The organism is Xanthomonas sp. BRIP62409 (assembly GCF_003992965.1).
GTDB lineage: Bacteria > Pseudomonadota > Gammaproteobacteria > Xanthomonadales > Xanthomonadaceae > Xanthomonas > Xanthomonas euroxanthea.
This window is the reverse complement of record NZ_QEZJ01000007.1, coordinates 19,110-40,165: the sequence shown is the minus strand read 5'-3', so window position 1 is coordinate 40,165 and position 21,056 is coordinate 19,110. Positions and strand designations below refer to the sequence as shown.

Annotated in this window: 22 protein-coding genes; 15 read left to right on the top strand and 7 right to left on the bottom strand. The window is 66.3% G+C overall.

The window, feature by feature from the left end:
• Window positions 1–12: 12 nt before the first annotated feature.
• The 5 genes from EO170_RS00715 to EO170_RS00695 are packed head-to-tail and all read right to left on the bottom strand — an operon-like array spanning window position 13 to window position 4,938.
• A complete protein-coding gene (locus EO170_RS00715) occupies window positions 13–1,155 on the bottom strand; it encodes a hypothetical protein (protein ID WP_126941795.1) in 1,143 nt (380 codons plus the stop codon).
• Window positions 1,155–2,093 carry a glycosyltransferase gene (locus EO170_RS00710; RefSeq protein ID WP_126941793.1) on the bottom strand — a complete coding sequence of 313 codons (939 nt, stop codon included), beginning with the start codon at window positions 2,091–2,093 and terminating at the stop codon, window positions 1,155–1,157. Before EO170_RS00710 ends, EO170_RS00715 begins: the two co-directional genes overlap by 1 nt.
• Window positions 2,090–3,343, bottom strand: coding sequence for an O-antigen translocase (locus tag EO170_RS00705; RefSeq protein WP_126941791.1), 1,254 nt, complete (start codon window positions 3,341–3,343; stop codon window positions 2,090–2,092). The genes EO170_RS00710 and EO170_RS00705 overlap by 4 nt, the downstream gene beginning before the upstream one ends.
• A complete protein-coding gene (locus EO170_RS00700; protein ID WP_126941789.1) occupies window positions 3,340–4,464 on the bottom strand; it encodes a DegT/DnrJ/EryC1/StrS family aminotransferase in 1,125 nt (374 codons plus the stop codon). The genes EO170_RS00705 and EO170_RS00700 overlap by 4 nt, the downstream gene beginning before the upstream one ends.
• Window positions 4,465–4,938 carry an FdtA/QdtA family cupin domain-containing protein gene (locus tag EO170_RS00695; RefSeq protein ID WP_126941787.1) on the bottom strand — a complete coding sequence of 158 codons (474 nt, stop codon included), beginning with the start codon at window positions 4,936–4,938 and terminating at the stop codon, window positions 4,465–4,467.
• 359 nt (window positions 4,939–5,297) lie between these two features.
• Here EO170_RS00695 and EO170_RS00690 point away from each other — a divergent pair, with 359 nt between their 5' ends.
• The 14 genes from EO170_RS00690 (at window position 5,298) to EO170_RS00625 (ending at window position 16,784) form a co-directional block, all read left to right on the top strand.
• Complete coding sequence (locus tag EO170_RS00690; protein ID WP_184363505.1) at window positions 5,298–5,864, top strand: cytochrome b/b6 domain-containing protein; 567 nt, start codon at window positions 5,298–5,300, stop codon at window positions 5,862–5,864.
• Window positions 5,865–5,947: 83 nt separating this feature from the next.
• The gene (locus EO170_RS00685) at window positions 5,948–7,291 is read left to right on the top strand and encodes a cytochrome C (RefSeq protein ID WP_126941785.1); all 1,344 of its coding nucleotides are present in this window, start codon (window positions 5,948–5,950) and stop codon (window positions 7,289–7,291) included.
• Window positions 7,292–7,324: 33 nt separating this feature from the next.
• Window positions 7,325–7,756, top strand: a complete 432-nt coding sequence (locus EO170_RS00680) for a c-type cytochrome (RefSeq protein WP_104582860.1) — start codon at window positions 7,325–7,327, stop codon at window positions 7,754–7,756.
• 451 nt (window positions 7,757–8,207) lie between these two features.
• Window positions 8,208–8,930, top strand: coding sequence for a hypothetical protein (locus EO170_RS00675; protein ID WP_126941823.1), 723 nt, complete (start codon window positions 8,208–8,210; stop codon window positions 8,928–8,930).
• A 63-nt stretch (window positions 8,931–8,993) separates the two neighbouring features.
• Window positions 8,994–9,575 (top strand): sigma-70 family RNA polymerase sigma factor, encoded by a 582-nt coding sequence (locus EO170_RS00670; protein WP_104582859.1) that lies wholly within the window; start codon window positions 8,994–8,996, stop codon window positions 9,573–9,575.
• Entirely contained in the window at window positions 9,572–10,228 is a 657-nt protein-coding gene (locus EO170_RS00665; RefSeq protein ID WP_164740853.1) for a zf-HC2 domain-containing protein, read from the top strand. Before EO170_RS00670 ends, EO170_RS00665 begins: the two co-directional genes overlap by 4 nt.
• Window positions 10,225–11,550: a S8 family serine peptidase gene (locus EO170_RS00660; protein ID WP_126941783.1), complete on the top strand. Its 1,326-nt coding sequence runs from the start codon at window positions 10,225–10,227 to the stop codon at window positions 11,548–11,550. The genes EO170_RS00665 and EO170_RS00660 overlap by 4 nt, the downstream gene beginning before the upstream one ends.
• A 10-nt stretch (window positions 11,551–11,560) precedes the next feature.
• Window positions 11,561–12,319, top strand: coding sequence for a heme ABC transporter permease CcmC (gene ccmC / locus EO170_RS00655; protein ID WP_115676752.1), 759 nt, complete (start codon window positions 11,561–11,563; stop codon window positions 12,317–12,319).
• A complete protein-coding gene (ccmD, locus tag EO170_RS00650) occupies window positions 12,316–12,525 on the top strand; it encodes a heme exporter protein CcmD (protein WP_126941781.1) in 210 nt (69 codons plus the stop codon). The genes ccmC and ccmD overlap by 4 nt, the downstream gene beginning before the upstream one ends.
• Window positions 12,522–12,992, top strand: coding sequence for a cytochrome c maturation protein CcmE (gene ccmE / locus EO170_RS00645; RefSeq protein WP_126941779.1), 471 nt, complete (start codon window positions 12,522–12,524; stop codon window positions 12,990–12,992). Before ccmD ends, ccmE begins: the two co-directional genes overlap by 4 nt.
• Window positions 12,993–13,055: 63 nt before the next feature.
• Window positions 13,056–15,044 (top strand): heme lyase CcmF/NrfE family subunit, encoded by a 1,989-nt coding sequence (locus EO170_RS00640; protein ID WP_126941777.1) that lies wholly within the window; start codon window positions 13,056–13,058, stop codon window positions 15,042–15,044.
• Window positions 15,041–15,583 (top strand): DsbE family thiol:disulfide interchange protein, encoded by a 543-nt coding sequence (locus EO170_RS00635; RefSeq protein WP_126941775.1) that lies wholly within the window; start codon window positions 15,041–15,043, stop codon window positions 15,581–15,583. Before EO170_RS00640 ends, EO170_RS00635 begins: the two co-directional genes overlap by 4 nt.
• Complete coding sequence (locus tag EO170_RS00630; RefSeq protein WP_164740852.1) at window positions 15,583–16,065, top strand: cytochrome c-type biogenesis protein; 483 nt, start codon at window positions 15,583–15,585, stop codon at window positions 16,063–16,065. Before EO170_RS00635 ends, EO170_RS00630 begins: the two co-directional genes overlap by 1 nt.
• Window positions 16,059–16,784, top strand: a complete 726-nt coding sequence (locus tag EO170_RS00625) for a C-type cytochrome biogenesis protein (protein ID WP_206513958.1) — start codon at window positions 16,059–16,061, stop codon at window positions 16,782–16,784. Before EO170_RS00630 ends, EO170_RS00625 begins: the two co-directional genes overlap by 7 nt.
• Before the next feature lie 96 nt (window positions 16,785–16,880).
• Here EO170_RS00625 and EO170_RS00620 read toward each other — a convergent pair whose 3' ends face one another.
• Both EO170_RS00620 and EO170_RS00615 read right to left on the bottom strand, forming a co-directional pair.
• Window positions 16,881–18,953: a PAS domain-containing sensor histidine kinase gene (locus EO170_RS00620; protein ID WP_126941771.1), complete on the bottom strand. Its 2,073-nt coding sequence runs from the start codon at window positions 18,951–18,953 to the stop codon at window positions 16,881–16,883.
• Complete coding sequence (locus EO170_RS00615) at window positions 18,940–20,454, bottom strand: ATPase domain-containing protein (protein ID WP_126941769.1); 1,515 nt, start codon at window positions 20,452–20,454, stop codon at window positions 18,940–18,942. The genes EO170_RS00620 and EO170_RS00615 overlap by 14 nt, the downstream gene beginning before the upstream one ends.
• Before the next feature lie 237 nt (window positions 20,455–20,691).
• Between EO170_RS00615 and EO170_RS00610 the strand changes: the two genes are divergently transcribed.
• On the top strand, window positions 20,692–21,036 hold the full coding sequence (locus EO170_RS00610; protein ID WP_126941767.1) for a response regulator: 345 nt from the start codon (window positions 20,692–20,694) through the stop codon (window positions 21,034–21,036).
• Window positions 21,037–21,056 lie beyond the last annotated feature (20 nt).

Below are 21,056 nucleotides of genomic sequence, written 5' to 3'. Positions count from 1 at the left end.
AGCTGCCGCGCATTACGCAGCAGCGGTGGGTGCGGCATTGCGGTTGGGCAGCAGCACCGTGCCGGCATGCAGCACCAGGCACAGCGCGATGAAGCCGAAATTGGTCCAGGTGAAAGCCTGCGGCGCGAACGGCGACATCAGGCAGGCATAGGCGATGCGCAGGAAGATCAGCACATGGAAGATCGACAGGCAGCTGTCGAGCAAGCGCACGCTCCACAGCAGGCCGGCATACAACGCCAGCAGCGCCAGCAACGCACCGGGCGCGCCCCAGGCCATCAGGAATGGAAAGAACTCGGTCCCCACATTGATGTTGGGCGCATCCAGCGGGATGCCGGTGCCGGCGGTGGCGATCGAACCACTGAACGGCACCAGCTGATTGACCAGGAAGCTGGCGTTGACATACCCCTTGGCCAGGATCGCGCCGAAGTTGTACGGCCCGGCGCTGATGTACAGCAGCAACCACTGCACGCCCTGCGGCATGGCGCGATACACGGCACTGAACGGCAGGGCGACCGTGGCCAGCGAGCCGGAACGCAGTGCGCCGAGGATGGAAAACACCCCGCCGCCGGCCAGCACCAGCAGGCCGATGGTCTTCCACGGCAGGCGGCGCGCCGGGTCGCGGCGCAACAGCATCACCAGCACGAACGAAAACAGCCCGGCAAAGATGCGGTTGCGGTCGATCACCACGATCGGGAACACGAATCCCAGCACCACCATCGCCGCGCGCAGCCCGCGATGACGCACGCACAGCAGCGCGACCGGCGGCAGGATCCAGCACATGTTGGAGATGTGCCGCACATGCGCGCGCAACGGGCTCAAGGTGGCATACGAGGACGGATCGCTGAACAGCGGAATCGGAAACAGCGCCACGTCTAAGAAGCAGAACACCCCCACCACCGCCGCCAGCGTCATCACCACGAACGCGTCGCGGGTGCCGGCATAGCGGTAGGCGCGAAAGCGCTCAAATGCCGGCAGCTTGATCCCAATCAGCACGTCCAGGACGAGCAGCAGCCAGGCCGCGACAATCAACAGGAAAATGCCGTTGAGGTAACCAACAGGCAGCTGATAGGTTCCCACAGCGACCAGGCAACTGATCACAAGCGATGGAAACAGATAGGTCGCAGGCCTACGTAGCCCCCCCCCCGTTACCGACATCACCGAATTCTCCCGCTACCATACAGACACCAGGCAAGCATTGACTTGGCAAAATACGCCAGCAGATGCGTCGACGCCCTGAAATAGCTTCTTTTCAAGAACCATATTTTTGCGTCAATCAGACTTTTCTGTGCTCGCAGGAACCAGTGTTCAAACCCCTCAAAAAGCGCAGAACTCCGCGACGCCACCAGTCCGAATTCAGCAAGGTTGTCCAGTCGCCTGGACACATCCCTGGTCTTACTGACGTTGGTTCCATGCAATCTGTATGCACACACTTTGACGTCAATGAAGCCGAGAGCATCACGCGCGACAAGCCGAAGAAAAAAATCCCAGTCTTCAATCCTAAGCGTCGCGTCCCAGACAGCCCCCGCGCCAAACGCGCTACGTCTGAGCATCGTGACAGCGCCACTTATCGCCCAATTGCAGATTACGGCACGACGAATCCCCGCATCAGAAAGATACAACTTTTTATCGGCGCCATGGAGATCACACATGGCGCTTTCGTACAACTGCCATCCCTCGGAATTGACAACAAACGCGTCACCGACCACGGCATCCTTACCAGGATTCAAATCCAGGTAGACAACCTGGACCTGCAAACTTCCCGGAACCAAATAATCGTCACTGGCGACAATGCGTAAATGCTCACCCCGCGCGCGCAGCGCCAACTCGTTGAGCGTGGCCGCCACACCGCGATTGGCGCGCTGGACGAACTGCACCGGCAGCCGGTGGCCGTGGGAAGCGATCCACTGCACGATCTTCTCGCCGGTCGCGTCGCTGGAGCCATCGTCGATGATGACCAGTTCCTTGCACGGGTATGGGTCTTCCAGCACGCTGTCCAGGCAGCGTTGCACGAAGCGTTCGTGGTTGAAGGCCGGAATCAGCACCGACACCAACGGCCAGCGCGCGCGCCGGATGGAATGGGTGGAATCGCTCATGCCGGCTGCACCAGATAGCGGCGCACCACCACGATGTTGAACAGCAGATACAGCACATAGTTGGCGACGAAGGCATACATCGCACCGATCAGCCCCCATTGGGCGGTGAACAGGTACACCAGCGCCAGGTAGCTGGCGGCAAACACGCATTCGGAGATCACGAACAGCCGTGTCATCGCCTTGGCCAGCATCACGTACGACAGCACGAAGGCCGCGATCTTGATCACATCGCCCAGCAACTGCGGGGCATACAGCGGCGTGGCCTGGGCAAAGCGGGCGTCGAACAACAGCCAGGTCACCCAATCGCGACTCACATACACGCCTAGCGCGATGACGATCACCGCCGGCATCACATGGCGATACGCGGTCCGCAGCTCGCGCCCGAGCGCTGCGCGCTGCTGCAGCGATGCCAGCTTGGGCAGGTAATACACGTTGATGGCGGTGGTGAAGAACAGCAGATACGCATCCGACACCCGGCTCACCGCCTGCCAGTAACCCACCTGCTGCCAGCCGAACTGCAGCGCCAGATGGTCGCGCACCAGGATGGCCACCAGTTGCGGCACCAGCGTGGCGGTCAGCGTCATCACCGAGAAGGCCGCCAGCCTGCGCGTCATCTGCGCATCGAAGCGCATGCGCAACATGTCGCGCCGAAAATAACGGCTGCGCCGCAGCGCCGGCACGCCGGCCAGCAACCACAGCACCTGGCCCAGCACCAGCGCCAGCAATGCGCCCTGCAACTGTGCCCGGCTGGACAACCATGCCACCAGTACCACGCTCAGCACTGCGCCGCTGACCTGCACCAACGCCAGGCGGCGCACGTCCATGAAGCCGTTGATCACCGCCAGGATGTAGTTGACCAGTGCGATGCCCAGCTGCGCCACGGCCACCACGCAGATCAGCGGCCGGTACGCCGCATCGCCTAGCAGGCGTTCGGCGATGGCGCCACTGAACAGCAACGCCAGCACCGCCATCACGCAAGCTGCGCAGAAGGCGTACCACAGCGCCGCGCTGAGCAGACGTGCCAGCGCGGCGGCATCGTCGCGATATTCGGCCACGTACTTGACGATGCCCGCGCTGATGCCGCCACCTGCCAGCACCGCCAGCACCGACATCAGATTGAGGAACTGGCCCAGGCGGCCGACCCCTTGCGGGCCGGCGTACACCGCCACCAGCTTCACCACCACCAGCGCGGCCAGCAGCTTGGCCAGCGTCGCAACGCCGGTGTAGGCGCTGCTGCGCACGAGATTCATGCAGCGGTGCCGAACGACTGGCATGCGGCAATCACACGCGCAACCGAGGCATCGTCCAGCGTAGGCCCCATCGGCAGGCTCAGCACTTCGCGGTGCAGCCGATCGCTCACCGGCAGGCAGGCATCGCCCAAGGTGGTGTAGGCCGGCTGCCGGTGCGGCGGCACCGGGTAATGGATCTGGGTCTGGATGCCCGCGCGCAGCAGATGCGCCTGCAAGGCATCGCGCTGGGCGCTGCGCACCACGAACAGATGCCAGACGTGCTGCGCCTCGGCCACCACCGTGGGCAGCGTGATCAAGGGGTTGTCGATGCCGTGCAGGTAGCGCTGCGCCACCGCGCGGCGGCGGGCGATCTCATCGTCCAGATAGCCCAGCTTGACCCGCAGGAACGCCGCCTGCATCTCGTCCAGCCGCGAATTCACGCCCTGGCAGAGGTGGTGATATTTCACCTGCGAACCATAATTGCGCAGCGCGCGTATACGCTCGGCCAGGCGCGCATCCGAGGTCACCACCGCGCCAGCATCGCCGAGCGCCCCGAGGTTCTTGGTCGGGAAGAAACTGAAGGCCGCCGCATCGCCGAAGGCACCGGCACGGCGCCCCTGCGCGCTGGCGCCATGCGCCTGCGCGGCATCCTCGATCAGCAGCAGCCCGTAGCGATGCGCCAGCGTCTGTAGCGCCGGCATGTCGACCAACTGCCCATACAGATGCACCGCCATGATGGCGCGCGTCCGCGGGCCGATCGCCTTCTCCACGCTGGCCGGATCGATGTTGAAGGTCGCAGGGTCCGGCTCCACCGGCACCAGCACCAGGTGGTTCTGGCTGATTGCCAAGAAGGTGGCGATGAAGGTGTTGGCGGGCACGATGATTTCATCGCCCTCGCGCAACACGCCCAGCTCGCGATAGCCGCGCAGGATCAGCGACAACGCATCCAGCCCGTTGCCCACACCCACCGCCTGCGCCGCGCCGCAGTAACTGGCGAATTCTTCCTCGAATGCAGCCAGCTCCTGCCCAAGCACATACCAGCCGGCATCGATTACCCGCGCCGCAGCAAGCTTCAGCGCATCGGCATAGCGCGCATTGACCGCGCGCAAATCCAAGAACGGCACATCCATCGGCGCAAGCATCTAGGGTTGAACTCCCAACAGCGCATCAGAGTGAGACGCGATGCCTTCAAACATATTCAAGGCCTTTCTGCCAGCGCGCGCCTCGCTGAGGAACTGGTCGTAATCCAGAATGTAGTCGGCGGGATCGTAGAACTGGTCGGCCAGCACCATCAGCACGCAGTCGGGGCTGAAGCGATGCAGGTCGCGCCACACCATGCGGCCGAGCAGCAGGCCCTGCGATGGATCGTCCAGCACCACTTCCTGCTGGCCGTGGCCATCGCCCTGGTCCAGCAGGATTGTCACCGAGCCATGCAAGGCCACCGCAAGCTGGTTGAGCTGACGGTGTGCATGCTGTCCGCGATGGACGCCGTTGCGGGTGCCGAACAGGTAATACACGCGACGTATCTCGAACGGGACATTGCGCTGCTGCTCCAACGAAATGAGCAGTCCGCGATCGTCGCCGTGGGTATGCAACTGGATGCGTTCGATGGCCATGATCGGAAGGGCGTAACCGCTGACTGCACGTAGTGCGACATGCCTGAGTGCGCCGGGATGCGCGAAAGGTTGCGCGCGGTCACGGCGCTGCGAAGCCAGGTGCGCACAAGCGCAGTTGCGCACGCCGCAGCGCCGCGATGTGCGGCGCATGCGAGCGAAATGCCGACTGCAACGCAACCTTTCTCCGACATCGCCGCACATATCGGTGCACGTTCACCTGGCCGCCGTTCGGCCGGCGTGGGGAGCCAGGCCTGGCAGCGCAGCGCACTGCCGGAACCAACGACCACCACCGGAAGACAGATCAGATGAGTCCATCCCCCCAGCCGCCCGCCAGTGCGTCCGCCAGCGGCGCAGGCCCCATGCCATTGCCGGAACAGGCGCCGGCAGCCGCGCGCGTGCTGCCGCTGCCAACCTCCATGCGTGTCCTGCACTGGCTTACCGTGCTGTGCCTGACCATGGCGGCCACGCTGATCCTGCTGCGCGCCGAACTGGATGGCCGCGCACTGCGCCAGTGGCTGCTGGAAGGTCACCGCCACTTCGGCCTGTTGGTGCTGGTGTTGTTCGCCTTGCGGGTCGGTTTGCGGCTGCGCCTGCGCACGCTGCCACCCGGCCCGCCCGCCTCGCTGCCGATGCGCCTGGCCGCTGGTGCCACGCATGTGGCGATGTACGGGCTGATGCTCGCGTTGCCGTTGCTGGGCTGGGCGCTGAGCGGTGCCTTCGGCAAGACGGTGTATTTCTTCGGCATCCCGCTGCCCGCGTTGGTCGCACCCGATGGCGACCTCGGCGACACCCTGGGCATGTGGCACTTGAATGCCGCCTGGGCGCTGCTGGCGCTGGTGCTGCTGCATATCGGCGCCGCGCTCTGGCATCACCTGGTCTTGCGCGACGGCCTGCTGCGTCGCGTGCTGCCGGGCAAGCGCGCATGAGCCGCCGCATGCCGCCCTCTGTGACCCGTTTCCTCGCCCGTTCCCGCACCGCTGCATCCCGCACTGTCGAACAAGGACTTTCCATGCCTGCTCCCCAGCCCGCTCCGCGTCGCACCGCCACGCGTCCCGCCTCCCTGACGTCCTTGTTGTGCGTGTCCGGCCCGTTGCTGCTGCTGGCCAGCACGCACGCCCAGGCGATCCCCTCGTTCGCGCGCCAGACTGGCTCGTCCTGCGCGGATTGCCACATCGGTTCCTACGGCCCGTCGCTCACGCCTTACGGCATGCGCTTCAAGCTTGGCGGCTTCACCGATACCAATGGCGAAGGCACCAAGATCCCGGTGTCCGGCCAACTGACCTGGGCGCGCAACAATCCCAGCCGTGGCGACAGCACCGCGCGGCTGACCCAGGCCGACCTGTATCTGGCCGGCCGGGTTAACGACAACATCGGCGGCTACTCCAAGATCCGCTCCAACAACAGCGGCAATGCCACCTTCGATACGCGCCTGGACGATGTGGACCTGCGCTTTGTCAGCAAACCGTTCCAGATGGCCGGCAAGGACACCATGCTCGGCGTCAGCGTCAACAACAATCCGGGCATCTCCGACCCGGTGCATGTGTTGCCGAATGCGTCCACCCTGACGCCGGCATCCAATGGCGGCGCGTCCACCATGCTCAGCTCCTCGTCCCTGTCCAACCGCGTCATCGGTGCCAGCGTGTACGGGCTGTACGACAAGAACTGGTACGGCGAAGTGGGCAGCTACAGCGCGTTGTCGCCCTCTGCGCAGGATCGGCTCGGCTGGCCGATCAATGGCGACCCGGGCAAGCTCAGCGACACCAGCTATGCACGTGTTGCGTACATGAAGGACATGAAGCGCCAGTTCTTCTCGGTGGGCCTGACCGCGCTCAACACGCGCCGCCAGCGTCCGCGCAACGGGCCCAGCGATGACCTCACCGATTTCGGCTACGACCTGACCTATCAATTCCTCGGCACCCGCGAACACGTGCTGTCGCTGGCCTACGTCAACATCTACGAGCGCCGCAGATACGGCAGCCCGCTGATTCCTTCCGACCCGACCATGCCCGCGCTCGACCGTGGCAGCGTGCGCGACCAGATCATCAGCATGAACTACGCGTTCAAGCAGACCTACGGCGTGCTGGCCGCGCACATGATCAACACCGGTTCGTTCGACGCCGCGCGTTATTCGCCGGTCGGCATCCCCGACACCACCAGCAATCTGATCCTGGTGTACTGGAGCCCGTTCGGGCGCGAAGGCACCTACACCACCAATGCCAACCTGCGCGTGTCGGCTGGCTGGTTCCGCTTCGACAAGTTCAACGGCAGCACCTCCAACGTGTTCCGCGGACCGCCGATCACCAATCCGCGCGACCTCGACAGCTTCACGTTGTCGGTGAACCTGGCGTTCTGATTTCCCCTGTTGCACGCAACCGTACGGACTCCCATGCCTTCATTTCCCAAGACCCTGTTGTGCGCTTCGCTGGCCGGCCTGCTGCTGGCCGGCGCCACCCTGACCGCCCCGGCGCGGGCCGCCGATGGCAAGAGCGTGTTCGCAAGCGAATGTGCCGAATGCCACAGCGCCGCCCAGGGCAAGAACAAGAAGGGCCCGTCCCTGTTTGGCATCGTCAACCGCCCTCCCGGCAGCGTGGCCGATTTCAGCGGCTACTCGCCCGACCTCAAAGCTTATTCGGCCGTGCTCAAGGGCCGCTCGACGGACCTGATGCCGAACAAGGGCGTCTGGGATGCAAACAGCCTAAAGGCATTCCTGAAGCAGGACTCCAAGAAGGCCCTGCCCGGCACCAAGATGAAGTACGAAGGGCTGGAGGACGAAAAGGAACTGGACGCGCTGATCGCCTACCTCGCTACCCTGCATTGAGACCGTCCGGCAGGCGACGGACCGGCCGCGCCGGCACCCCGGCGCGGGATGCCTGCCCCAGGGCGGTCCCGGCACCGGCCTGACGGCGCCGCCGGTGGGGAGGGATGCCCGCTTCAAGCAGCGTACAGCCGGCCGGCCGCAGTGTCCGCGTCCAGCACCGCCCCCCGGACCAGCACTGCACATGTGTGCCGGGCCGCGTTGCCTGAACCGGTCCCTTCGCGTATACGGACGAAACCGTCGCAGCCGCGGCGGTCTCGTCATGCGTGATGGGTGACTATCCCGCCCCGCCCTGTGCCGACGTCCTACGCCCTTGCCCACCGTGTCACCCGCCCAGCACGCCCCCTTACGACCGCGACGCCGCTGCGCCTGCGGCGGGCAGCCGTGGGGCGCGATCGGTGCACGCCCGACGCTGTCCGCCGTGTTTTTGTCGCCAGGCCTGCCTTGCACGTCTCTGCGCTGCGGGCGGTGCCACCGCGCGCCGTTGCGCCGCAGTCTGTTGCTGGCGCTGGTGCTGGGCCCGTGCGGCAACGCGCTGGCGGATAACCTCGGCGGCGCGGTCGCCGTGGCCTCGACCCTGATCGACCGCGGCATCTCGGTCGCCCCCAACCGCGTCACCCTGCAGGCAGCCGGCTACTGGCTGCCCTCCCCCGGCTGGTCGGTCTCGGTATCCACGGCACTGCAGTCGCCCTCGCTGAGCCGGCCGGTGGCGGTGACTGCCCAGGGCGCACGCGCCTGGATGCTGGACGACCGTTGGCAGATGCAGGCCAGCCTGTTGTATTACGCCTACCCCGCCGACCGCCAGTCGCGCACCTTCGACCGCCAGGAAGCGAGCCTGGCGTGGTCCTACCGCGACATGCTCACGTTCTCGCTGTCCACCTTCAATTTCCCGCGTGCGCAGCGCTCGCCCTGGAACAAGGTGATCGATGTCACCGCCAGCGTGCCGCTGTCGGCCAGTTTCAGCCTCTCGGCAGGCGCCGGCATCTCCGACTTTCCGGCCATGACCTACGGCGCCCAGAGTTCCGGCCGCTATCGGTATGGGCAACTGGGCCTGAAATGGAACCACGCCGCATGGACCGTGAAGCTGGACCGGGTGCTGACCAGCAGCAACACCCCGCGCGCGCAGGGCGGCCCCGGCGAAACGCCGTGGGTGGGCATGGTGTCGCGCGCGTTCTGATCCACCCGCAACCTTTTGCCCGCTCCCGGGCACCTAGAGGTGTCCTCTGCCGTGCGTGCCTTGATGAATGATTCCGACACCCTGGGTGATGCCACCGATCGCATGCTGCTGCGCCGCATGGCGGCGGGCGATCGCGCCGCGTTGTCCACCATGTACACCAGCTATCACGGCCGGCTGTGCCGGTTCCTGTCGCGCCTGACCCGGCGCCCGGACATCATCGAGGAAGCCATCAACGACTGTTTCTGGATCGCCTGGCAGAAGGCCGGCGACTTCCGCGGCGATTCGCAGGTCTCGACCTGGATCATGGGCATTGCCTACCGCTGCGGCCTCAAGTGCCTGCGCCAGCACGACGGCGAGGCCATCGACGATACCGCCATGGTGGAAGACCACGCCCCCAGCGCCGACGACAACGACGACCGCGAACTGCGCGACTGGCTCGACAAGGGCATGGAACGGCTGTCGCCGGACCAGCGCCTGGTGATCGAACTGGTCTATGGCGTCGGCCACAAGCTGGAAGAAGTCGCCGAGATCATGCAGTGCCCGGTGGGCACCATCAAGGCCCGGCTGTTCCATGCGCGGGTCAAATTACGCAATGTGCTGCCCGGCCTGGCCGGCGGCGCCCCCTATACGGAGACCATGCAATGAAGACGTTTTTCATCGCGCCTGGCAAGGAATGCTCGCACGCCTGGGAACTGATGCCCGCGGTCCTGCTCGACAGCGCCACCGAGGAAGAGAACACCTGGCTGATCGCGCATGTGGCCAAGTGCGCCTCGTGCAGTGCCGAGTTCGCCCAGCAGAACCGCCTGCGCCAGGCGCTGGCACTGCCGTCGGCGGTGAAGCTGGACCCCGACGCCGGCCTGCAGCGCCTGCTCGGCCGGCTGGATGCGCCGGAGCAGATCAGCGCGCCTGCGCCGCCGCCGGCAGCGCGCCGCTCCGGCAGCTGGACGGTCCGTGCCCTGGCGGCCGCGGCCCTGGTGCAGGCGATCGGCCTGGGCGTCATGGGCGTCAAGCTGGCCTCGCCGGCGCCCTCGCACGACTACCGCACGCTCAGCAGCGCTACCGCCCAGCCGGTGCCGCAAGGCGCCATCCGGGTGGTGCCAGACGCCAGGATGACCGTGGCCGACTGGGACCGCCTGCTGCATGCGCAGCAGTTGCAGGTGATCGGCGGGCCCAACGACATGGGCGCCTACACCGTGGTGCCGGCCGCACTGCAACCGCCGGCACAGCCGCAGCGGACCGTGCAACAGCTGCGCGCCAACCCCGGCATCCGGATGGCCGAGATCGTGTCCGCGCCATGAAGCGCATGCTCGCCATCGGCGTGATCGCCGCATGCATCGGCCTTGGCACGCACACCAGCGTGCAGGCCGCAGCGCAGGAGCCGGCGCACGTCGCCGCCGCCGGCAGCAGCACGCCACCGGCAGCCGATGCGCAGACGCCCGACAGCAGCCGCGACATCCTGCTGGCGGTGGCCAACCCGCTCAGTGCGCCGCCGGCGCGCGCCGGTTCCAGCCTGATCGGCTACGCCTCCAGTTACTACGGCGCCGGCCAGAAGGCGGCCGCGCGCATGGAAGCGCTCAAGCAGCGCTACAAGCTGCGCGAAGTCGCCGGCTGGCCGATCACCTCGCTGGGCCTGTACTGCGCGGTGTTGCAGCCGCCACCGGGCGTGTCGCGCGACGAACTGGTCACTGCGCTGGCCGACGACGACGGCGTGGAGCTGGTGCAGCCGGTGCAGGATTTCTCGGTGTTTTCCGCCGACGCGTCGGAAAAGACCACCGCGCTGTCCGGCTACAACGACCCGTACGTGGATCTGCAACGCGGCTTCATCGCCACCGATGCGGCCAGCGCGCAGACCGTCACCCAGGGCCGCGGCGTGGTGGTGGCGGTGGTGGATACCGGCGTGGACACCACCCATGCCGACCTGAAGACACGCATCCGCGATGTGCACGACCTGGTCGACGACGCGCCGGTGATGACCAGCAGCGACTCGCACGGCACCGAAGTGGCCGGCATCATCGCCGCCGGCAGCAACAACCATCAAGGCATCGTTGGCATGGCGCCCAAGGCCATGCTGAGCATCTACAAGGCCTGCTGGTATGCGCCCAGCGTCGGCGCCACCGCACGCTGCAACACCTTCACCCTGGCCAAGGCGCTGGCGGCGATCAACAACAGCTCCGCGCGCGTGATCAACCTGAGCCTGGGCGGCCCGGCCGACGCGCTGCTGAGCAAGATGCTGCAGCACCTGGTGCAGCAAGGGCGCATCGTGGTCACCGCAATGCCGCCGAACGGGCGCCTGGACGGCTTTCCCAACGATGTGCCGGGCGTGCTGGTGGTCCGCAGCAGCAGCTCCAGCGCCGCCATGCCCGGCGTGCTCAGCGCCCCCGGCAAGGACATCCTGACCACCCAGCCGAACGGCCGCTACGACTTCACCTCCGGCTCGTCGATGGCCACCGCGCATGTCAGCGGCATGGTCGCGTTGTTGCTGTCGCTGTCGCCCTCGCTGGATGCCAAGGCACTGCGCGAGCTGATGCAGCGCACCAGCAAGATCTCCGACGGCCAGTTGCAGGTCAACGCCGGCGCCGCCGTGCAGGCACTGGCGCCTCCCGCCCGACATCCCAACTGACGACACCGGCATGGCCAAGTGGATTCCCCTGTGGCTGCACAAACTCAGCTCGCCGCCCGTCTTCTATCGCGTCGCCGGACGCGTGCGCCCGTGGGCATTGGGCCTGGCGCTGCTGCTGGGTGCGGTGGCCGTCTACGGTGGGCTGGTGCTGGCGCCGCCGGATTACCAGCAGCACGATGCCTACCGCATCATCTTCATCCACGTGCCCAGCGCCTGGATGAGTCTTTTCATCTACGCGGCGATGGGCGTGGCGGCGTTCATCGCGCTGGTATGGCGGATCAAGCTGGCCGAGGTGGTGACCATGGCCTCGGCGCCGATCGGCGCGGCCTTCACCTTCATCACCTTGTGCACCGGCGCGCTGTGGGGCAAGCCGATGTGGGGTACCTGGTGGACCTGGGATGCACGGCTGACCTCAGAGTTGCTGCTGCTGTTTTTGTATCTGGGCGTGCTCGGCCTGTACCACGCAGTGGAAGAGCGCCGCCAGGCGATGCGCGCGGCCGGGCTGCTCGCGCTGGTGGGCCTGGTCAATCTGCCGATCGTGCATTACTCGGTGGTGTGGTGGAACACCTTGCACCAGGGCTCCACCGTGCGCCTGCTCGGCCCCTCCACGATGAGCGCAGACATGCTGTGGCCGCTGCTGACGATGCTGCTGGCCACCAAGTGCTACTACGTGGCCAGCCTGTTCGGCCGCGTGCGCGTGGACCTGCTCGCCCTGGACAGCGGCAAGGACTGGGCACGCCGCATCGTGTTGACCGGGCGCACCGCATGACCACCTTGCTGGCCATGGGCGGTTACGGGCAATACGTGTGGACCGCGTACGCCGTGTTCGTGCTGGTGCTGCTGGCCGACCTGGCATCGCCGTGGTTGCGTCGGCGCCGCCTGCCGCGCGAACTGCGCGGCCAGTTGCAACGGCAGACACCGCGGCGCCCACGCGATGTGGCGGCTGCAGCGCCGCTGGAGCGTGAGGCCCCATGAACGCCACCCGCAAGCAACGCCTGTGGCTGGTGCTCGGCGCGCTCGTCGCCGCCGCTTTGGCGGTCACGCTGATCGTGCTCGCACTGCAACGGAACATGAGCTATCTGTTCACGCCCAGCCAGGTGCATGCCGGCGCAGCGGCGAGTTATCAGCAGTTCCGCCTCGGCGGCATGGTCAAGGCCGGCTCGATCCAGCGCGCCACCGACAGCCTCACCGTCCATTTCACCGTGATCGACAAGCACGCCGCGACGCAGGTCGAATACACCGGCATTCTTCCGGACCTGTTTCGCGACAACCAGTCGGTGATCGCCAACGGGCGCATGCAGGGCGGGCGCTTTGTCGCCAACGAAGTGCTGGCCAAGCACGACGAAACCTACATGCCGAAGGAACTGAAGGACGCGATGGCCGAAGGCCATGTCGGCAAGCCGATGCCTGCCACCGCCGCGCCGCTGGCCGCGCCGCGTTGAGGCGGCATCGGCTGCGCTTCGCTCACTCGATGACCTCTTCCTGCTGCACGTTGCGACCTACCCATGACGCCTGAACTCGGCCAGATCGCACTGATCCTGGCGTTACTGCTCTCGCTGGCCCAGGGCGTGTTGCCGCTGGTCGGCGCCTGGCGCGGCAACACCGCGTTGATGGGCATTGCGCGGCCTGCCGCGGTCGGCCAGGCGCTGTTCGTGTGGATGGCGTTCGGCCTGCTCGCCTGGTCGCTGCTGTCGCTGGATCTTTCGGTGCGCTATGTCGCCGACAACGCCAACCTTGCCCTGCCTTGGTACTACCGCTTCGCCGCAGTGTGGGGCGCGCACGAAGGCTCGCTGCTGCTGTGGATCGCGATCCTGTCGACCTGGACGGTGCTGCTGGCCGCCTTCAGCCGGCATCTGCCGCAGCAGTTCGCCGCGCGCGTGCTGGCGGTGCTGGGGCTGGTGTCGGTGGGCTTTCTGGCCTTCATCCTGCTGACCTCCAATCCGTTCGGGCGGCTGTCGCCAATTCCGCTGGATGGCAACGAGCTCAATCCGGTGCTGCAGGATCCGGGCATGACCTTCCACCCGCCGGTGCTGTACACCGGCTATGTGGGGTTCTCGGTGGCGTTCGCGTTCGCGGTGGCGGCCCTGCTCGGCGGCGAACTGGAACAGGCCTGGGTGCGCTGGGCGCGGCCGTGGACCAACGTGGCCTGGGCCTGCCTCACCGCCGGCATCGTTGCCGGCAGCTGGTGGGCATACGCGGAACTGGGCTGGGGTGGCTGGTGGTTCTGGGACCCGGTGGAAAACGCCAGTTTCATGCCGTGGCTGGTCGGCACCGCGCTGATCCACACCCAGGCGGTCACCGAAAAACGCGGCAGCCTGCGCGCCTGGACCATCCTGCTGTCGATCCTGGCGTTCTCGCTGTCGTTGCTGGGCACCTTCCTGGTGCGCTCGGGCGTGCTGACCTCGGTGCATGCCTTCGCCGCCGATCCGCGCCGCGGCCTGTACATCCTGATCTTCCTGATCGCCGTGGTCGGCGGCTCGTTGCTGCTGTACGCGCTGCGCGCACCCAGGATCGCCAGCGGCAAACCGTTCGCCGCCGCCTCGCGCGAGACCGCGATCCTGATCGGCAACCTGCTGCTCACCGTGGCCGCGGCGATGGTGTTGCTGGGCACCTTGTTTCCGCTGGTGGCCGATGCCTTCGGCCTGGGCAAGGTGTCGGTGGGGCCGCCCTACTTCGGCTTGCTGTTCCCGCTGCTGATGGTGCCGGTGATGCTGTTGCTGCCGTTCGGCCCCTACCTGCGTTGGGGCAAGGCCGAGGCGGCGCCGTTGCGGGCACTGGGCACGCGCGCCGGCATCGCCGCGATTGCCTGCGCGCTGGTCGGCAGCCTGTTTGCCGATGGCCAGGTCAAGGCGATTGCCGGGATCGGGGTCGCCGCATGGGTGGCAGCCGGCACCGCGCTGTACATGCACAAGCGCTGGCGCGAGATGCCGCGCGGCCGGCGCTTTCCTGCGGAAATGGCCGGCATGCTGCTCGCGCATGCGGGCGTGGCGGTGTTCGTGGCCGGCGTGCTGCTGTCTGAAAGCCTGTCGGTCGAACGCGACGTGCGCCTGGCACCCGGGCAGACCGCCGAGATCGCCGGCTACGCATTCCGCTTCGATGGCGTGCAACTGATCGACGGGCCGAACTGGAAGGCCGAACAAGGCAGCGTGCAGGTCAGCCGCGATGGCCAGGTGGTGGCGCAACTGCATCCGCAAAAACGCCTGTACAGCAGCGAGCGCATCCAGACCGAATCGGCGATCGACCCCGGCATCACGCGCGATCTGTATGTCGCACTCGGCGAGCCGCTGGACGACCAACACATCGAATACGACTGGACGCTGCGGCTGTACTACAAACCCTTTATCCGCTGGATCTGGGCCGGCGGCCTTTTGATGATGCTGGGCGGTTTTGTCAGCGCCTGCGCCCGCCGTTTCCGTGCGCCGGCCCTCGCCGGCACGGCGGCCAAGGCACCGGCACACGGCGCCCTGGTCACCGCACAGGAATCGCACGCATGAACCGTCTGCTGCCCTTGCTGGGTTTCCTATTGCTGGCGGCGCTGTTCGGCTTCGGCATCTACTGGACGATGCAGCACAACCCGCGCGAGGTGCCCTCGCCGTTGATCGGCAAGCCGGCGCCGGCGTTCTCGCTGCCGCTGCTGGATCAGCCCGGGCAACGCGTCAGCCGCGATCAGCTGCTGGGCAAGGCCTACGTGCTCAATGTGTTCGGCAGCTGGTGCGCCGAATGCGTGCACGAACATCCGGTGCTGATGGCCCGCGCCAGCCGGCTCGGGGTGCCGCTGATCGGCTACAACTACAAGGACGCGCCTGCCGACGCCACCGCCTGGCTTGCGCAACATGGCAACCCCTATGCCTTGGTCATCGCCGATGAAACCGGCCAGACCGCGATCGACTTCGGCGTCTACGGCGCACCGGAAAGTTTCCTGATCGATGCGCAAGGCGTGATCCGCTACAAGCACATCGGCGTGCTCACGCCCGAGGTCATCGACGACGCGCTGCTGCCCGCCATCGCCGCAGTGCCCAGGACCACGCCGTGATGGCGGCGCGCCGCGCATGGCGCTGGTACTGGCGCATGCAGGGCCGGCCATTGCGTTTGCTGCTGGTGCTGCTGCTGGGCGCGCTGCTTGCACCGCCGCTGGCGGCGCAGGCGGTGGACCCGCTGCCGTTTAAGAACCGCAGCGACGAAGCGCGCTACCAGCGCCTGACCGCACAGCTGCGCTGCCTGGTGTGCCAGAACGAGAACCTGGCCGACTCCAACGCCGCACTGGCGCGTGACCTGCGCCATCAGGTGTTTGCGCAACTGCAGGCCGGCAGGAGCGATGCGCAGATCAAGCAGTACATGGTCGATCGCTATTCGGATTTCGTGCTGTACGACCCGCCGGTCAAGCGCGGCACCTGGCTGCTGTGGTTCGGCCCATTGCTGCTGTTGGGCGCCGGTGCGGGCGTGGTGCTGCATACCGTGCGCAAACGTGCGCGTGCCGGCACCCCGGTGGCGCCGCAGGCGGAGGAAGAGTGGTGATGACGGGTTTCTATGTCGCAAGCGCCGCGCTGGTGGTGGTTGCCTTGCTGTTGTTGCTGACGCCGTTGCTGCGCCAGCCCACGCGCAATGGCAACGCACGCTACATCTTGCCGCTACTGCTGGTGCTCGGCGTGCCCATCGCCACGGCCGGTCTGTATCGGCTGGTGGGCATGCCGGAGGCGATCGCGCGGCGCGTGTACGCGGCGGCGCAGCCCCTGGCGCAACCGGCCGCCGCGCCGCCGTCCATTGCCGGTGCTGAGCAAACGCGGGCCGCCCAGGCCGACGCTGCCGCTGACGCTGCGCAGGAGCAGAGGCTGGAAGCGTTGATGCAGCAAGCTAAAGCGCACGAGCAGGACAGCCGCCCCGCCGATGCGCGTGAAGCCTATGCGCAAGCGCTGAAAATCGCGCCCGATCTCAGCGCTGCCCTGGTCGGCTGGGTGGCCGCGGACATGGCCACGCGCAGCGATTTCGCCATCGACGCCGACGCACGCGCCCGCCTGCAACAGGTGGTCGCACGCGAGCCGGATCATCAACGCGGCCTGTGGCTGCTGGGCATCAGCGACTTTCAGCAGCACGACTACCGCGCAGCCAGCGCGCACTGGCGCCATCTGCATGGCTTGCTCGACGCCGGCTCGCCGATGCAGAAAGCGGTGGCCGACAAGATCGCCGTGGCCGAAGCCCTGGCAAGCACGCGGCAATCCAGGCGTGCAGCGCCCTGAAGCCAGCTGCGGACTGTGTCCGCGTTCAAAGACACCAAGATGCCAGCCGGCCGAAGCGCCGCCATGGCGGCGGCCGCAATCGACCGCGTGACGCACTCAGGCCGACGGCCCCAGCACCTCGTGCAGCTTTCCGCTGAACTCGCCCAGCGTAAATGGCTTGGCGATCATGCTCATGCCTTCGGCAAGAAACTCGCCGCGATCGCGCGCGGTTTCCGCATAGCCGGTCATGAAGATCACCGGCAGATCGCCGCGCGACTGCCGCGCGATCTCCGCCAGCTGGCGCCCGTTCAGTCCAGGCAGGCCCACATCGGTCACCAGCAGATCGATCCGCCGCGGCGAGGCCAGGATCGGCAGCGCCGCATCGGCATCGGCAACCACATCGGCCTGATAGCCCAACTCGTTGAGCAGCTCGGTCACCAGCAGCCGCACCTGTTCGTCGTCTTCCACCACCAGCACCTGCTGGCCGCGCCCGGCCACCACCGCGCCGGCTTGCGGCTGCGGCGACACCGCCTGCGGATGGAGACCGGCCGGCAGATACAGGCTCACCGTGGTGCCCTTTCCCAGCTCGGATTCCACCCATACCTGCCCGTTGGACTGCTGCATGAAGCCGTAGATCATCGACATGCCCAGGCCGGTTCCCTGCCCGATCGGCTTGGTGGTGTAGAACGGTTCGAACACACGCTCCAGCACATCGGCCGGCATGCCGGCGCCGCTGTCGGTCACCGACACCACCGCGTAATTGCCCGGCGCCAGCGTCACCCCGCGCCCGAGTGCCAGCGGCTGCCCTTCGACCTGCAACTGGCGGGTGGCGATGCGCAACCGCCCGCCGTCGGGCATCGCATCGCGGGCATTGATCGCCAGGTTGAGCAGCGCGCTTTCCAGCTGGTTTTCGTCCACATACGCCTGCGGCAGGTCGGCCTGCAGGTCGGTGTCCAGGCGCACCGATTCGCCCAGCGTACGCGCCAGCAACTCCTGCAGCGACACCACCAGATCGTTCAGATGCAGGTGCCGCGCTTCCAGCGATTGCCGGCGCGAAAACGCCAGCAGCCGTTGCGTCAGTGCAGCCGCGCGCAGGGCCGATGCCGACGCCACATCCAGGAAGCGGCCCAGCCCCTCGGTGCGACCCTGGTCGATGCGCAGGCGCGCCAGATCCAGCGCCGACAGGATGCCGGTCAGCATGTTGTTGAAGTCGTGCGCGATGCCGCCGGTCAGCTGGCCCACTGCTTCCATTTTCTGCGCCTGGCGCAATGCCGCCTCGCTGGACTCGCGCGCCAGCATCTGCTGCTGCAGCTCGGCGGTGCGCTCGGCCACCTTGATCTCGAGCAGACTGGCCTGCTGCTGGATCGATTCCAGCGCCAGCGCGCGCGCGGTGATGTCGGTGGCAAATACATGAAAGCCGTCCACCTTGCCGTCCGCATCCAGGCGCGGCATGTAGCGGATCTCCGCATCCCGCCGGCGCCCGTCGGCGTGCGGCCAACTCGCCTCCACCGTCAACGCCTGCCCGGCCAACGCGGCTTCGATCCAGGCGCGACGCTCCTGCACCACCGCAGGTCCGACCACGTCCACCAAGGGCTGCCCGATCACTTCTGCAGGCGGGATGCCGATCCAGTCCTCGTACGAGCGGTTGGCAAAGCGGTACACCAGGTCCTTGTCGATGAAGGCGATCAGCACCGGCAGCGCGTCGGTGACCCGGCGCAATTCGGCCTCGCTCGACATCAGTGCGGTCTTGCTTTCGGCCAACTGCGCCATCTGGTCGCGGATCACGAACTGCTTCTGTCGCGAGCGCAGTGCAGTGGAAATGGCGCTCAGCAACGACGACGAACTCAGCGGCCGTTCCAGCTCGATGACATTGGTCACTTCCGGCGGCAGCGTAGCCTGGCGCCCGCCGTGGGCGCTACGTGGTGCACGCAGCAGCACGAACGGAATATCCGACCAGGCAGCCTGGCTCTGCAGGATGTGCGAGAGCCGCTGCAGATCGCCGCCAACCGCTTCTTCGGTCAACACCACCACACCGGAGGCATCGAGCAGGTCGTCCGCCAGCGCTGCCAGCGAGCCATACACCCGGCGTGTCAGTCCGCGCTGGCCGACGATGCCGGCAATGCTTTCCGCATCGCGGCCGAATGGCGCGATGATGTGGACGATGGATCCATCCGGGTCACAGGTAGTCAACGGGACGATCCAGCAATGGCGTATCGTCCCCGACGAAGTGCGGCGTACCGGTCAGCACGCCGTGGAATTTCTCCAGCGGCTCGCTCAGATGGATACCGCTCGTCCCGATGCGCAACTCGCGGATCGAATCCTCATGCGCGCCACTGCGGTTCTTGATCACCGACAAGGCCTTGCGGATGCGCCCCTGCGCCTCGAAGAAGCGGAACAGGATGACGGTATCGGCCATGTAGGAGATATTGAGGTTGCCGGTGGACATGGTGCCGACCAGGCCATGCTGCGGATTGACCAGGAAGGTGGTCACGCCGCTCTGGTTGAGATAGGAAAGCAACTCGTGCATCTGCAGCATCAACTGCTTTTCCTGCGGCATCGAGGTGAGATAGCCGTTGATGCTGTCGATCACCAGCAAGCGGCAATCGCGCTCTTCCACACTGGCGCGCACTGCCCAGGCGAACTCGCCCGGGGTCAGTTCGGCCGGATCCATCTGATGCAGTTCCAGCAGGCCCGCGTCCAGATACTTGCGCAGATCCATGCCCAGGCTCTCGGCACGCGTCAGCAAGGTGCCGGTGCGCTCGTCGAACTCCAGGATGCAGCAATGCTCGCCGCGCTCGCAGGCGGCGGTGACGTACTGCAGCGCGATATTGGTCTTGCCCGACCCGGCAGGCCCGGTCAACAGCGTGCTGGTGCCGCGCAACGGCCCACCGTGCAGCAGCGCATCGACCCGCTCAACGCCACTGGACACCGCATCGCCAATGAACGGCACGTGGTGGTCGGAGGCGATCAGACGCGGATAGATCCGCATGCCGCCGGTGGTGATGGTGATGTCGTGATAGCCGGCGATGAAATCCACGCCACGCAATTTCTGCACCTGCATGCGCCGACGCGCTGCACCGAAATCCAGCGTCATGCGTTCCAGCGAAATCACCCCATGGCACAGGCTGTGCAGATGCGCGTCGCGTTCGCCATTCTCGCCGGTGAGGTCATCGACCAGAAACACGGTGATATTGCGCGGCGCAAAGAACTGCTTGAGCGCCAGCACCTGGCGCCGGTAGCGCAGCGAATCCTGTGCCAGCAGGCGCAACTCGGACAATGAATCGAAGACCACACGCGTCGGCTTGACCCGGTCCACCTCGGCCTGGATCAGCTTGATGGTGCCGTCCAGCTCCATTTCCCACGGATGCAGAATGGACTGCTGGCGTCCATCGCCCAGAAACGCCTCAGCCGAAGCGAGCTCGAAGATATGCAGCGCCTCCAGCGACCAGTCATGCGAGGTGGCCACCTCGTTGAGCTCGTCGATGGTTTCCGACAAGGTCACGTACAGGCAGCTCTCGCCCTTGGCCGCGCCATCGAGCAGGAACTGCAGCGACGCTGTGGTCTTGCCCGAGCCCGGCTGGCCTTCCAGCAGGTACAGGCGGTTGGGCGGCAGCCCGCCGCGCAAGATGGTGTCAAGCCCTGTCGTACCAGTCGTAATGCGGTTTGCGATCATCGGCTTCAGATTTCCCATGGACCTAAATTTATCACGGGCGCGTCATGCGCCGCTGCGCGCGCGTGAATCGATCAGCTTGCTTGGCGCGCCCTGCGCGCCTGCACTACCGGCATCGTGCCGTGATCGGTGCCGCGCTTTATGACAGTTCCGACACGTTCGTCACGCGCGCAGGCCTAGCGTTGCAGCTGAAGTGCATCGCGTGGTTGCGATCGCTCGAGGACTGCGGTGAATCACGCATCATGTAACGCCCGTATCTTGCTGGTCGAAGACGACGATGCCATTCGTGCGATGACCGCCGATATCCTGGGTGACGAGGGCTATCAGGTCACCGCTTCGCCCGATGCCGAGCAGGCGCTTGAGCATCTCAACCGGTCGTGCCCGTTCGATCTGCTGCTTTCCGATATCTGCCTGCCCGGCATGAACGGGCGCGACCTTGCAGACAGCGCGCGCCGCCTGTATCCCGCATTGCCCATCGTGTTCATGACCGGCTACGCCGGCTCCATTGCCAAGCGCGCGGATTTTCTCGATACCGGCATGCGCCTGTTGACCAAGCCATTTTCCTTGCGTGACCTGCTCGGCATCGTGCGCACCGCGCTGTAGGCGCACCCAACCGCCCGCAA